Origin of the sequence: Inquilinus sp. NPDC058860 (assembly GCF_042743185.1) — a bacterium.
GTDB lineage: Bacteria > Pseudomonadota > Alphaproteobacteria > DSM-16000 > Inquilinaceae > Inquilinus.
Genome location: NZ_JBHYMS010000035.1, coordinates 18,902 through 31,681 on the forward strand (window position 1 = coordinate 18,902; position 12,780 = coordinate 31,681).

Below are 12,780 nucleotides of genomic sequence, written 5' to 3' on the forward strand. Positions count from 1 at the left end.
CACGCCATCACTCCTCGCTGGTGGGAGACGGACGAGAGCGCGCCCGTTGGGGCGTGCCTTGCAAACAAACCAGTGACCGGGAAACCGGAAACAGTAGGGGCGAACACATGCACAGTTTCACCAAGATCCTGGCGCGCGGGCTGCTCGCCGCCGTCCTTTTGGGCGGCGTTTCGAGCGTGGCCCTGGCCGAGATGGTGCTCAACCGCGGCAACGGCTCCGAGCCGGAGACGCTGGACGTTCACAAATCCTCGGGCGTGCCCGAATCCTTCATCCAGATGGACCTCTACGAGGGCCTTCTGATGGCCGACGCCAAGGGCGAGCCGGTTCCCGGCCAGGCCGAGAGCTACACCATTTCCGACGACGGCCTGACTTACACCTTCAAGCTGCGCCAGAACGCGAAGTGGTCGGACGGCACCCCGGTGACCGCCGACGACTGGGTGTTCTCGATGCGCCGGCTGATCGACCCGAAGACGGCCAGCGACTATGGCTACTTCCTCGACCAGGTCGTCAACGCCCGCGACATCCGCGAGGGCAAGAACGGCAAGACGCTCGAGGACATGGGCGTCAAGGCGATCGACGACCACACCCTTGAGATCAAGCTGGTGGCGCCGACCCCGTACTTCGCGTCGTCGCTGCTGCACCACTCGACCCACCCGATCAGCAAGGCCAATTACGAGAAGTTCGGCGACGACTTCGTCAAGCCGGGCAACATGGTCTCGAACGGCGCCTACATGCTGGCCGAGGCGGTGCCGCAGGGCTATGTCAAGGTGGTCAAGAACCCGTATTACTGGGACGCCGCCAACGTCAAGATCGACACGGTCATGTTCTACCCGACCGAGGACATCGACGCCGAGCTGCAGCGCTTCAAGGCCGGCGAGCTCGACATGACCTATGAGCTGCCGAGCCAGCAGATCCCGACCCTGAAGAAAGAGATCGGGGACCAGATCCACATCACGCCGTATTTCGGCACCTACTTCTACGCGTACAACCTCACCAAGGAGCCGTGGAAGAGCAACGCCGACCTGCGGCGCGCCCTGTATCTGGCGATCGACCGCGACACGCTGATCAAGCATGTGACCCAGGCCGACCAGCTGCCGGCCTACAGCTTCGTGCCGCCGGGCACCGACAACTATCCGGGCTTCGAGCCCGACGTGGCGAAGATGACCCAGGCCGAGCGCGACGCCCAGGCCAAGGAGCTGTTCGCCAAGGCCGGCTACGGCCCGGACAAGCCGCTGAAGCTGGAGATCACCTACAACACCAGCGAGAACCACAAGAAGGTGGCGGTCGCCATCGCCGCGATGTGGAAGAAGACGCTGGGCGTCGACGTCACCCTGCAGAACCAGGAATGGGGCACCTTCCAGGAGACGCGCGACAAGAAGCAGTTCCCGGACATCGCCCGCCACGGCTGGATCGGCGACTACAACGACGCCAACAACTTCCTGGAGCTGGAGACCCAGTACATCGGCGAGCAGAACACCTCGGAGTACGACAATCCGAAGTTCGACGAGCTGATGAAGAAGGCCGGTCTCGAGACCGACCTCGGCAAGCGCGGCGAGCTGATGGTCGAAGCCGAGAAGATGATGATCCAGGATCTGCCGATCATCCCGATCTACTTCTACACCACCAAGCATGCCGTCTCGCCGGCCGTGAAGGGCTGGCAGGACAACGTGCAGGACTACCACCTGTCGCGCTGGCTGTCCGTCGAGCGGTAAGACCGGTTCCGTGACGATGCCCGCCTTCCGGTTCGCGCCGGTGGGCGGGCATCGCCCTTTTCACCCCCACGACATGTCCGGCATTCGGGCGGGGGCAGGGATTTGAAACGATGCTGACCTATACCGTGCGCCGCATCCTCGGCGCCATCCCGACCATCCTCGTGATCATCGCGATCGCGTTCTTCATGATCCGGCTGGCGCCGGGCGGCCCCTTCGCCAACGACCGGCCTCTGCCGATCGAGATCAAGCGGAACCTGGAGAAGGCCTATCATCTCGACGAGCCGCTCTACATGCAGTTCGGCCGCTATATGGGCAACGTCCTGCAGGGCGATTTCGGGCCGTCGTTCAAATACAAGGACTATTCGGTCAACGACCTGATCTATCAGGGCTTTCCCTATTCGCTGCAGCTCGGCCTGATCGCGATCGTGATCGCGTCCTTCTTCGGCATCCTGTTCGGCACTATCGCCGCGCTGAAGCAGAACACGCCGGGCGATTACGGCACCATGGCGATCGCCATGGTCGGCATCACCATCCCGAATTTCGTCGTCGCGCCGCTGCTGATCCTGATTTTCGCCGTGACCTGGCGGATCCTGCCCGCGGGCGGCATCGCCGGCGGCTGGACCTCCTTCATCCTGCCGATCGTGGCGCTGTCGCTGCCGCCCACCGCCTATATCGCGCGGCTGACCCGGGCCAGCATGATCGAGGTGCTGCGCTCGAACTTCATCCGCACCGCCCGCGCCAAGGGCTTGCCGGAGCGGATCACCATCGTCCGCCACACGCTGAAGGCCGGGCTGCTGCCCGTCGTCTCCTATCTCGGCCCCGCCACCGCCGGCATCATCACCGGCTCGGTCGTGATCGAGCAGATCTTCGGCATTCCCGGCATCGGCCGTTACTTCGTGCAGGCCTCGCTGAACCGCGACTACACGCTGGTGATGGGCACGGTGATCTTCTTTGCCGTGCTGATCATCCTGTTCAATCTCATGGTCGACCTGCTGTACGGCGCGCTCGACCCGCGCGTGCGCTACGATTGAGGATGCGGCGATGACCGACGCCACCATCGGGACCCTTCCCGCCGCCCAGCCGATCAAGGGCCGCAGCCTGTGGCAGGACGCCTGGCGGCGCCTGCGCGGCAACAAGGCCGCCATCGCCAGCGTGGCGGTGCTGGCCCTGATCGCCATCGCCTGCATCGTCGGGCCGTATCTGCTGCCGTGGGGGCTGGACGAGGTCGACTATACCGCCTTCACAGCGCCGCCGAGCTTCACAGCCGCGGACGACGGCACGGCCGCGCATTATTTCGGCACCGAAGCCAACGGACGCGACCTCCTGGTCCGCACCCTCTATGGCGGCCAGATCTCGCTGATGGTCGGCATCGTCGGCACCCTGGTCAGCCTGGTGATCGGCGTCGCCTACGGCGCCACCTCCGGCTTCCTGGGCGGCCGGGTCGACAGCATGATGATGCGCATCGTCGACGTGCTGTATTCGCTGCCGTTCATGTTCTTCGTGATCCTGCTGATGGTGTTCTTCGGCCGGCACATCTTCCTGATCTTCGTCGCCATCGGCGCGGTGAACTGGCTGGACATGGCGCGCATCGTCCGGGGCCAGACCCTGTCGATCAAGCGCAAGGAGTACATCGAGGCGGCGCATGCCTGCGGCGTGTCGAGCTGGGGCATCATCCGCAAGCACGTGATCCCGAACACGCTCGGCCCCGTCATCGTCTACATGTCGCTGACCGTGCCGCAGGTGATCCTGCTGGAGAGCTTCCTGTCCTTCCTCGGCCTCGGGGTGCAGGAGCCGATGACGAGCTGGGGCGTGCTGATCTCCGAAGGCGCCCGCAGCATGACCATCGCCTGGTGGATGCTGGTGTTCCCGGCCGTGTTCCTGGCCGTCACCCTGTTCTGCCTCAACTTCATCGGGGACGGGCTGCGCGACGCCCTCGACCCGCGCGATCGCTGAGCCCCGAGGCCAACGAACAATGACCGCTACTCTCGTGACCACCCCCACCCCGAGCGCCGGCACCGTGGCCTCCGCCCCCGCCCAGGCCGAGACCATCCTGGCGATCCGCAACCTCGTCACCCGCTTCCAGACCGGCGACGGCGTCGTCGCCGCGGTGAACGGCATCTCGCTCGACATCGCCGCCGGGGAGACCCTCGGCGTCGTCGGCGAGAGCGGCTCGGGCAAGAGCCAGCTGTTCATGTCGGTGATGGGGCTGCTGGCCTCGAACGGCCGCGCCACCGGCAGCGTCCAGTATCGCGGGCAGGAGATCCTGGGCCTGCCGCCGGCGAAGCTGAACCGCTTCCGCGGCTCGAAGATGTCGATGATCTTCCAGGATCCGATGACGTCGCTGAACCCCTACCTGCCGATCTCCCGGCAGATGACCGAGGTGCTGGTGCAGCACAAGGGGATGACCCAGGGCCAGGCGCTGAAGCGGTCGATCGAGATGCTGGACCTGGTCCGCATCCCGGAGGCGAAGCGGCGCATCGGCATGTATCCGCACGAATTCTCCGGCGGCATGCGCCAGCGCGTGATGATCGCCATGGCCCTCCTGTGCCAGCCCGACCTGCTGATCGCGGACGAGCCGACCACCGCGCTGGACGTCACCGTCCAGGCCCAGATCCTGGACCTGATGCGCGACCTGAAGCGCGAGTTCAACACCTCGATCGTGCTTATCACCCACGATCTCGGCGTCATCGCCGGCCTCGCCGACCGGGTGATGGTGATGTATGCCGGCAACGTGATCGAGACCGGGTCGGTGCGGGACATCTTCTACACCCCGCAGCATCCCTACACCGAGGGGCTGCTGCAGAGCATGCCGCGGCTGAACTCCGACCGGCACGCCGAGCTGCCGTCGATCGGCGGCCAGCCGCCGAACCTGCAGAACCTGCCGCCCGGCTGCAACTTTCAGCCGCGCTGCCGCTATGCCCATGCCCGCTGCGTGGCGGAGGAGCCGGTGCTGCGCCCCTGCGGCGGCGGCCACGAGCCGGGCGACGTGCGGCGGGCCAAGGCCTGCCACCTGGCCCAGTTGCCCCTGACCGAGGCCGACCGCGCCGTCATCGACGCCGATCGCGCCGCCCGGACCCGTCATTGAGGCCCGCGCCATGACCGACATCCATCAGCCGGCCAATCCTTCGTCCGACGGCAAGACGATCCTGTCGGTGCGCGATCTGCGCGTGCATTTCTCGATGCCGAAGCGGCACATGTGGTCCAGCCACCGCGACAGCCTGAAGGCGGTCGACGGCATCAGCTTCGACCTCAAGGCCGGCGAGACGCTCGGCATCGTCGGCGAATCCGGCTGCGGCAAGTCGACCCTCGGCCGCGCCGTGCTGCAGCTGATTCCGCCGACCGCGGGCCAGGTGGTGTGGATGGGCGAGAACATCGCCAATCTCGACAGCCACGCGATGCGCGAGAAGCGGCAGGACCTGCAGATCATCTTCCAGGACCCGCTGGCCTCGCTGAACCCGCGCATGACGGTGGGCGAGATCATCGGCGAGCCGCTCGACGTGTTCGAGGGCAAGCTGAGCAAGAAGGAGCGCCGGGCCAAGGTCGAGGAGATCATGGGCCTGGTCGGGCTGCGGCCGGAGATGATCAACCGCTATCCGCACGAGTTCTCCGGCGGCCAGGCACAGCGCATCGGCATCGCCCGGGCGATGATCCTGAACCCGAAGCTGATCGTGTGCGACGAGCCGGTCTCGGCCCTCGACGTCTCGATCCAGAGCCAGATCGTCAACCTCTTGATGCGGCTGCAGCGCCAGTTCGGCCTGTCGCTGATCTTCATCAGCCACGACCTGTCGGTGGTGCGCCACATCAGCCACCGGATCATGGTGCTGTATCTCGGCAAGCTGGCCGAGATCGCCGACCGCGACGACATCTACGACAATCCGCGCCACCCCTACACCCAGGCGCTGATCTCGGCGGTGCCGCTGCCCGACCCGGATGCGGAGCGCAGCAAGAAGCGGATCGTGCTGACCGGCGACCTGCCGAGCCCGCTGAACCCGCCCTCCGGCTGCTATTTCCGCACCCGCTGCCCGAAGGCGCAGGACCTGTGCGCCCAGGTGGCGCCGCAGCTGACCGAGGTCGGCGGCCCCGGCCACCAGGCCGCCTGCCACTTCTGGGACACCCCGACCCCGGCCCGGCGCGACGAGGCGGCGTAGCGCACCGCAGGCGCTTACGCGACCGGCGCGGCTTCCGCCGCGGTCGGACGTTCCGGCACCGGCCGGCCCGATCTCCGCCGGTGCCGGGCGCGGCGCCTCGATACCACCGATGCCCGTCCGCCAAACGGGATGCCGAGCCGCCTGGCCGATCATCGTTCGGCATCGCCATCGGCCGTCCGGCGTAGCGAGCGGACGATTCACCGGGACATATATTATATTTTATAGACTTTCGATCCATCGGATGCCGCCCGATCAGGGCTTTGAGTGAGCCCGCTCACACGGAATGGTATGTAGGGATCTATCCCTCGCCCGTGACATCAAAGTCTTTGCTCCACCCGCACCACCGAAGCCCTTGGACGCGGCGGCCCGGCAGAGAGCGCAATTTGTTCGGCGAGGACATGATGGCAGTTATTCCGACACTCGATGACGATGTGATCTACGGCACCGCGGGCCCGGATGCGATCGACGCCCTGGCCGGGGACGATCACATCGAAGGGCTCGACGGCAATGACGTCTTGGCCGGAAACGACGGCAACGATTTCATGCTGGGCGGCGGCGGCAACGACACCGTGAAAGGCGGCAGCGGTACCGATTATCTGCACGGCGGCAGCGGCGACGACCGTTTGTCCGGCGATGGCGAAGCCGATACCCTGATCGGTGCGGAGGGCAACGATCTCATCGATGGCGGCGACGGCGGCGACTACCTGGATGGAAGCACCGGCGACGACATCGTCTATGGCGGCCTGGGCTCCGACCAGATCTACGGCGGCGACGGGCTGGACATCCTGGTGGGGAACGCCGGCGGCGACACGCTGGACGGCGGCGCCGGCACCGATCTACTGGGCGGCTATGAAGGCGACGATCTGATCCTGGGCGGCGCCGGTGACGACGTGCTCGCCGGTGGCCTTGACCAGGACGCCCTCCATGGCGGCGACGGCAAGGACTCGATCGACGGCGGGGAGGGCAACGACGAGGCCCATGGCGATGCCGGCGACGACGCGATTTCCGGCAGCCTCGGCGACGATCGGCTGTTCGGCGACGTCGGCAAGGACATCATCCTGGGCGGCGACGGCGCCGACACGGCCGACGGCGGCGCCGACAACGACACCATCGAAGCCGGGGCCGGCAACGACCGGATCGACGGCGGCACGGGCAACGACCTCCTGCGCGGCGGCACCGGAAGCGACATCCTGACCGGCGGCGACGGGAACGACACCCTCGTCGGGAACAGCGGCGCCGACATCGCGACGGGCGGCCTGGGCGACGACGTCTACTACATCGACAACCGCTGCGACGTGGTGAACGAACAGCCCGGTGAAGGCAGCGACTGGGTCGTGACCTGCTACTCGACCACCTTGGACAGCGCGGTCCAGAATATAGAGAATATCCAGTTCTACGGGCTGTGGGGCCTGACCGCCATCGGCAACGCCGGAGCCAACCGGCTGGTGGGCAACGACGGCAACAACACACTCGCCGGGCTGGACGGCAACGACATCCTCAGTGGCGGCTTGGGGGCGGATCTGCTGGACGGCGGGGCCGGCAAGGACACCCTCGCCGGCGGCGGGGGAACGGACACGTTCCGCTTCATGAGGCCGGCGCAGTCCGCCGTCGGTGCCGATCGCGACGTGATCACCGACTTCACCGCCGGGGAGGACAAGATCAGCCTCTCCTACATCGACGCGGTCGCGGGCGTATCGGGCGACCAGAGCTTCGGCTTCATCGGCGGCGCCAGTTTCAGCGGCCATGCCGGCGAGCTGCGCTTCGCGGGCGGGATCGTCAGCGGCGACGTCAATGGGGACGGCCATGCCGATTTCGAGATCAGCGTGTCCGTGGCGACGCTGAATGCCACCGACTTCGTGCTCTGAATCCAGCCTGGAAAGGAGATCGAAAAAGGGCGCCGGAAACCGGCGCCCTTCGAATCCGATCCTGGTCCCGGAGGATCAGGCGGCCGCGGCCACCGACGCGGCGACGGTCGTGAAATGCTCGACGATCGAGGCCTTGAACGCGGCCATGTCGAGGTCGTCGCGGGCGGTGATCAGGTTGCCGTCGACCACCACGGTGTCGTCGACCAGCTTGGCGCCGGCGGCCTCGAGCGTCTCGCGGACGGCGTCGCTGGCGACCACGGTGCGGCCCTGGATCCGCTCGGACAGCGCCAGCAGCTGCGGCGCGCCGCCGAGGGCGGCGATCGGCTTGCCGGCATCGGCGAAGCCGCGGAGGATGCGCTTGGTGTGCGGGTTGGCGGCCAGCTTGGCCACGCCGCGCTCGCCGCCCGGGATCAGGACGGCGTCGAAATCCGCGGCCAGCGCGTTCGACAGCGGCACGTCGACGGCGAAGTAGTGACCCCACGCCTTCTCGTGCCAGCCATTGACCAGCCCCTGCTCGGTCGAGACGATCTTCAGGGTGGCGCCGGCGGCGAGCAGGGCCCGCTGCGGCTCGGTCATCTGGACTTCCTCGAACCCGTTCGACACGAGGATGGCGATCGTCTTGCCGGCGAGAGGCTTGTCGTTCTGCATGTATTATTCTCCCTTGCTGAAGCCGGTCCCGGCGGATCCCCTCCGGACCCACATGGCGGCCATCGGGACGCGCGCAAGGCGTCGTCCTGCGCTGCAGATCGCGTATCGCGGGGCAGCGGCGAAACCATGCCGGGATGGTGATTGAATTCGACCGTAGAAGTGGCGGTGGGGGCGTCGAAAGTCAATGCCGGAGACCCATCGCATGGGTGCATTGCACAATGCTGGGGCTCGCCCCGCTTCCGGAACCGCCGTCCGACACGGAACAGCCGCCCTGTCGGCGGCGGAAGGTCGACGCAAAACCGCCGCCCCGGAGGGCGGCGGTTCGGAGTTCAACGTTCGGTGAGGCGCCGGTCTTGAGTGCCGGCGCTCGCGGATCACCGCGACGAAATGGTCGGTGTCAGGCCGGCAGACCGGAGGTTGCCGACATCGCCCGATCCGACGCACGTCCCATCAGGGCCGCCGCGGAGATCATGGTCACCGGAGCGCTAGACATCGGATCACCTCCTTTCATTTGTTGCACCTGCGACAAAGGTCGGGCGAATGGGCTGCTCTGTCAAGGCGGGTCGTCAATGGGCAAGGCCGGCCGCGATATTGACCGCCAGCGCCAGGATCACGGTGTTGAAGACGAAGGACAGCACGCCGTGGCCGAGGGTCAGCCGGCGCATGTAGGAATCCGTCACCTGCACGTCCGAGACCTGGGCCGTCATGCCGACGACGAAGGCGTAGTAGAGGAAGTCCCAGACCCCGGGTTCCCCGTCGCCCGGGAACTCCAGCCCGCGCGCATCTTGGCGCCTGCCGCGTTCGACGCCCGCCTTGCCGTAGTAGAGATGGGCATAGCGGAAGGCGAAGACGGTGTGCAGTGTGGCCCAGCCCAGCGCCACGCCGGCGATCGCCAGGACCAGATGCGGCGCCGCCGGCGCCTCCGCCTGGTTCAGCAGGCTGAAGATCGAGGCCACGCCGAGGCCGGCCGCGATCAGCGTGATCAGCACGATCAGCGGCAGGCCCTCGTCGTCGATGTCGGCCCGGCGCCGGATGGTGTCGGGCGTCGCCCGGGCGGCCATGACCGCGGTCCATGCGAGATACAGGCCGAAGAAGGCGTCGCCGGCGACGACCACGGCGATCGGCCCGCGGGCGCTGCCGCCCAGGGCGAACCACAGCGCCACGCCCAGCAGCACGCCGGCATAGAAGCGGGTGTGGTGCCGCAGATGGTTGCGGATCGAACCGAACAGGGCGGCCTCCCTTCGCAGCATCGCTTCCGCGAGGAACGCATTCCCCTGCCCGGCTGTCCAGAGGCGACTCGGGCCGCTCCGCCCCAAGCCCGCGTAGGTTGGGTTCGCGACAGCGAACCCAACATTGGACGAGCGCTCCTGGCCGTGTTGGGTTCGCTCCGCGAACCCAACCTACGACGTTCAGCCGAACCGCTTCGCCAGCCGCGCCAGCGCTTCGTCCAGCACCGCATCCTGCTTGGCGAAGCAGAAGCGGGCGACGGTCGACAGCGGGGACTCGGCATAGAAGGCCGAGACCGGGATGGCGGCGACGCCGACCTCCTCGATCAGGTGCCGGCAGAAGGCCTGGTCGTCGCCGTCGAAGCCGGTCGAGCCGATGTCGAGATTGACGAAATAGGTGCCGTCGCAGGGCAGCGCCGCCAGCCCCAGCCGCGCGAGACCGGCGGCGAAGCGGTCGCGCTTGCCCTGCAGCTCGGCGACGAAGCCGTCATAATAGTCGTCGCCCTTGGCCAGGCCGTAGGCCACGGCGGTCTGCAGGTTCGGCGGGGTGGTGAAGGTCAGGAACTGGTGCGCCTTGCCCAAGAGCGTCGCCAGCGCCGGCGCCGCGGTGACGTAGCCGACCTTCCAGCCGGTCAGCGAGAAGGTCTTGCCGGCCGAGCCGATCTTCAGGCAGCGCTCGCGCATGCCCGGCCGGGCGATCAGCGGCTGGTGCCGCCGGCCGTCGAACACCAGGTGCTCGTAGACCTCGTCGCAGATGACGGTGGCGTCGGAGCCCTCGACGAACTCGGCGAGGAGGTCCAGCTCGGCCGCGCCGAACACCTTGGCCGCCGGGTTCAGCGGGTTGTTGAACAGCACCGCCTTGGTCCTGGGCGAGAAGGCGCGGGCCAGGGCCGCCCGGTCGAACGACCAGTCGGGCGGCGTCAGATGCACGAATTTCGGCACGCCGCCGGCGCGGCGGACCAGCGGCAGATAGGCGTCGTAGAGCGGCTCGAACAGCACCACCTCGTCGCCCGGCTCGATCAGCGCGAACAGCGCCGCCGCCAGCGCCTCGGTGGCGCCGGAGGTGACCACGACCTCGGTGTCGGGATCGACCTCGAGCCCGTAGAAGCGCTTGTCATGCGCCGCCACGGCCTGGCGCAGCTCCGGCAGGCCCAGCATCGGCGGGTACTGGTTCCAGCCGTCGGTCACGGCGGTGGCGGCGACCCGCAGCACGTCCTCCGGCCCCTTCCCGTCCGGGAAGCCCTGGCCGAGATTGACCGCGCCGTGCTGCCGCGCCAGCCGGGACATGACCTCGAACACGGTGGTGCCGAGGCCGGAGAAGACGGCGTTTCCGGGCTTCATCTTATGGTTGTTCAGGTCGCGTCAGTGCCGGGTGGCCGGGGAGTCGTCGAACTCGTCGTCCTCCGGCCCTTCCTCGACCACGTCCAGCATCTCCTCGAACCGGTCGAGCAGGTCGGAATAGTCGCGGTTGGCCCGCAGGAACTTGCGGAACGCCTTGTCGTTGCGGATGTCGGCGTCGAACCAGGCGTCGGCGGCGCGCTGGTGCTCCGGATGGGCGGAGAGGTGGTAGAAGGCGGCCTGCTCGACCGTCGTGACCTCGCGCTCGTCCAGCATCTCCAGCACCGCGCCGACATAGGTCGGCAGGCCGGTGAGGAAGGCGATCTCGTTGGCCGCGGCGGCCAGTTCCTCCTCGTCCAGCGGCTCGTCCGGCGCCTCGCCGGCGGCGGCCGCGGCGGCCTGGGCCGCCTCCTCCATCTTGCGGATCTCGTCGCGCAGCGCGGCGAAGTCGCTGTCGTCGCCGATCAGCGCCTCGTTCGGCGTGCCGCCGATCGCCGCCTCGATCGCCAGCAGCGTGTCGAGCAGCTTGCGCTTGCGCACCACCCAATTGGCACCGCTGCGGACGTCCTCGGCGATCGACCGCAGCCGCTCCTGCTCCTCCGGCGCCATGTCGGCGAGCAGCGATGTTTCGGGCTTGGCTATCGCAGTCACGGCTCTCGTCCTGTCTGTCGTCCTGCGCCCCGGCGGCGCGGGGCGCACCCTAACACAGCAGGCCCGCGGATGGCGAAGCTTGACCCCTGTTCGCCGCATGCCTATCTGGATCGCGCCATGGCCAAGCTCCCGATCCTGATCGCCCCCGATTCCCGTCTCAAGACCAAGGCGAAGCCGGTCGCCGCGGTGGACGACCGCGTCCGCCAGCTGACCGACGACATGCTGGAGACGATGTACGCCGCGCCGGGCATCGGTCTCGCCGCGCCGCAGATCGGCGTGCTGGAGCGGGTCATCGTCATCGACGTGGCCGGCAAGGACGAGCCGCCGGCGCCGATGCGCCTGATCAATCCGGAGATCACCTGGGCGTCGGAGGAGCTGCAGACCGCGGAGGAAGGCTGCCTGTCGCTGCCCGAGCAATGGGCCGAGGTGGTGCGCCCTGCCGAGGTGAAGATCCGCTATCTGGACGAGACCGGTGCTCAGCAGGAGACGCACGCGACCGGCCTTCTGGCCACCTGCGTGCAGCACGAGATCGACCATCTCAACGGCGTGCTGTTCGTCGACCACATCTCGGCGCTGCGCCGGAACATGATCCTGCGCAAGGTCCAGAAGTGGAAGAAGGACCACGCGTCGTAGCGGCGCGGGGCCTGTCCCGCAACCCCTCGCGCATCGCGTCCTCGCCGTCGCGCAGCGCCTGGACATAGGCCGGCAGCTCGGGCGAAGGCCCCTGCCAGCCGAGGGCGGCGGCGATCTCCGCCGTCGGCACCGTGCCGCCGCGGCGGCGGAACACGGCCCTGACCACGGCATGGGCGGCGACGGCACCGCCGGCATCCTCGAAGCTTTGCTCGAGATACAGCCACTTCTCGTCCCAGCCGAGCAGCCGGCTGCGCAGCCGGTAGCCGGCGAAGGCGGCGAGCGAGCGGCGATAGCGGATGGTCGCCCCGCCCAGCACCGGCGCCCAGCGCCGGCGCCACAGCAGCCCGGCCAGCCCGGCCCGCAGCATCAGGTCGGTGCGGCCGAGATCCATCACCGTCAGGTACCGGCCGTTGTTCATGTGCAGGTTGAAATCGAGGTCGTTCGGCCAGACCCGGAACCGCACCACGCTGTCGCCGAACAGGGTCAGCCGGCACCCGAGCAGCGCCGCGACCACGACACGGATGAGGCGGAGATAGAGGTTCATCGGCGGCGGCCGCCC

The 12,780-nt window shown here is 67.8% G+C and carries 12 protein-coding genes; 7 read left to right on the forward strand and 5 right to left on the reverse strand.

Annotated elements, in window-relative coordinates; genetic code table 11:
• The first annotated feature begins 107 nt into the window (after nt 1-107).
• From ACFW16_RS22240 to ACFW16_RS22265, 6 genes are all read left to right on the forward strand, one after another.
• Nucleotides 108-1,712 carry a peptide ABC transporter substrate-binding protein gene (locus ACFW16_RS22240; RefSeq protein ID WP_380309068.1) on the forward strand — a complete coding sequence of 535 codons (1,605 nt, stop codon included), beginning with the start codon at nt 108-110 and terminating at the stop codon, nt 1,710-1,712.
• Nucleotides 1,713-1,822: 110 nt separating this feature from the next.
• Nucleotides 1,823-2,743, forward strand: a complete 921-nt coding sequence (gene oppB / locus ACFW16_RS22245; RefSeq protein ID WP_380309070.1) for an oligopeptide ABC transporter permease OppB — start codon at nt 1,823-1,825, stop codon at nt 2,741-2,743.
• A 10-nt stretch (nt 2,744-2,753) separates the two neighbouring features.
• Nucleotides 2,754-3,665: an ABC transporter permease subunit gene (locus tag ACFW16_RS22250; RefSeq protein WP_380309072.1), complete on the forward strand. Its 912-nt coding sequence runs from the start codon at nt 2,754-2,756 to the stop codon at nt 3,663-3,665.
• A gap of 19 nt (nt 3,666-3,684) precedes the next feature.
• Complete coding sequence (locus ACFW16_RS22255; protein WP_380309074.1) at nt 3,685-4,797, forward strand: ABC transporter ATP-binding protein; 1,113 nt, start codon at nt 3,685-3,687, stop codon at nt 4,795-4,797.
• Between the two features lie 10 nt (nt 4,798-4,807).
• The gene (locus ACFW16_RS22260) at nt 4,808-5,860 is read left to right on the forward strand and encodes an ABC transporter ATP-binding protein (protein ID WP_380309076.1); all 1,053 of its coding nucleotides are present in this window, start codon (nt 4,808-4,810) and stop codon (nt 5,858-5,860) included.
• 383 nt (nt 5,861-6,243) lie between these two features.
• Nucleotides 6,244-7,725: a calcium-binding protein gene (locus ACFW16_RS22265; protein ID WP_380309078.1), complete on the forward strand. Its 1,482-nt coding sequence runs from the start codon at nt 6,244-6,246 to the stop codon at nt 7,723-7,725.
• 75 nt (nt 7,726-7,800) lie between these two features.
• Here the strand turns inward: ACFW16_RS22265 and ACFW16_RS22270 are convergent, their stop codons facing one another.
• The 4 genes from ACFW16_RS22270 to ACFW16_RS22285 form a co-directional block, all read right to left on the reverse strand.
• On the reverse strand, nt 7,801-8,373 hold the full coding sequence (locus tag ACFW16_RS22270) for a DJ-1/PfpI family protein (protein WP_380309080.1): 573 nt from the start codon (nt 8,371-8,373) through the stop codon (nt 7,801-7,803).
• Nucleotides 8,374-8,939: 566 nt separating this feature from the next.
• Entirely contained in the window at nt 8,940-9,623 is a 684-nt protein-coding gene (locus tag ACFW16_RS22275) for a DUF1345 domain-containing protein (RefSeq protein WP_380309082.1), read from the reverse strand.
• 159 nt (nt 9,624-9,782) lie between these two features.
• Nucleotides 9,783-10,940, reverse strand: coding sequence for an aminotransferase (locus ACFW16_RS22280; RefSeq protein ID WP_380309084.1), 1,158 nt, complete (start codon nt 10,938-10,940; stop codon nt 9,783-9,785).
• Between the two features lie 21 nt (nt 10,941-10,961).
• Nucleotides 10,962-11,588 (reverse strand): hypothetical protein, encoded by a 627-nt coding sequence (locus ACFW16_RS22285; RefSeq protein WP_380309086.1) that lies wholly within the window; start codon nt 11,586-11,588, stop codon nt 10,962-10,964.
• A gap of 117 nt (nt 11,589-11,705) precedes the next feature.
• Between ACFW16_RS22285 and def the strand changes: the two genes are divergently transcribed.
• Nucleotides 11,706-12,221, forward strand: coding sequence for a peptide deformylase (gene def, locus ACFW16_RS22290; protein WP_380309088.1), 516 nt, complete (start codon nt 11,706-11,708; stop codon nt 12,219-12,221).
• On the opposite strand, the gene ACFW16_RS22295 is transcribed toward def, so the two are convergent.
• A complete protein-coding gene (locus tag ACFW16_RS22295; RefSeq protein ID WP_380309090.1) occupies nt 12,127-12,765 on the reverse strand; it encodes a thioesterase family protein in 639 nt (212 codons plus the stop codon). The genes def and ACFW16_RS22295 overlap by 95 nt on opposite strands.
• Nucleotides 12,766-12,780: the final 15 nt, after the last annotated feature.

What these genes read in the sequence shown, in the direction of transcription:
- ACFW16_RS22240 (WP_380309068.1), top strand. Translation starts at nt 108, where the DNA reads ATGCACAGTTTCACCAAGATCCTGGCGCGCGGGCTGCTCGCCGCCGTC.
- oppB (WP_380309070.1), top strand. Translation starts at nt 1,823, where the DNA reads ATGCTGACCTATACCGTGCGCCGCATCCTCGGCGCCATCCCGACCATC.
- ACFW16_RS22250 (WP_380309072.1), top strand. Translation starts at nt 2,754, where the DNA reads ATGACCGACGCCACCATCGGGACCCTTCCCGCCGCCCAGCCGATCAAG.
- ACFW16_RS22255 (WP_380309074.1), top strand. Translation starts at nt 3,685, where the DNA reads ATGACCGCTACTCTCGTGACCACCCCCACCCCGAGCGCCGGCACCGTG.
- ACFW16_RS22260 (WP_380309076.1), top strand. Translation starts at nt 4,808, where the DNA reads ATGACCGACATCCATCAGCCGGCCAATCCTTCGTCCGACGGCAAGACG.
- ACFW16_RS22270 (WP_380309080.1), bottom strand. Translation starts at nt 8,373, where the DNA reads ATGCAGAACGACAAGCCTCTCGCCGGCAAGACGATCGCCATCCTCGTG.
- ACFW16_RS22275 (WP_380309082.1), bottom strand. Translation starts at nt 9,623, where the DNA reads ATGCTGCGAAGGGAGGCCGCCCTGTTCGGTTCGATCCGCAACCATCTG.
- ACFW16_RS22280 (WP_380309084.1), bottom strand. Translation starts at nt 10,940, where the DNA reads ATGAAGCCCGGAAACGCCGTCTTCTCCGGCCTCGGCACCACCGTGTTC.
- def (WP_380309088.1), top strand. Translation starts at nt 11,706, where the DNA reads ATGGCCAAGCTCCCGATCCTGATCGCCCCCGATTCCCGTCTCAAGACC.
- ACFW16_RS22295 (WP_380309090.1), bottom strand. Translation starts at nt 12,765, where the DNA reads ATGAACCTCTATCTCCGCCTCATCCGTGTCGTGGTCGCGGCGCTGCTC.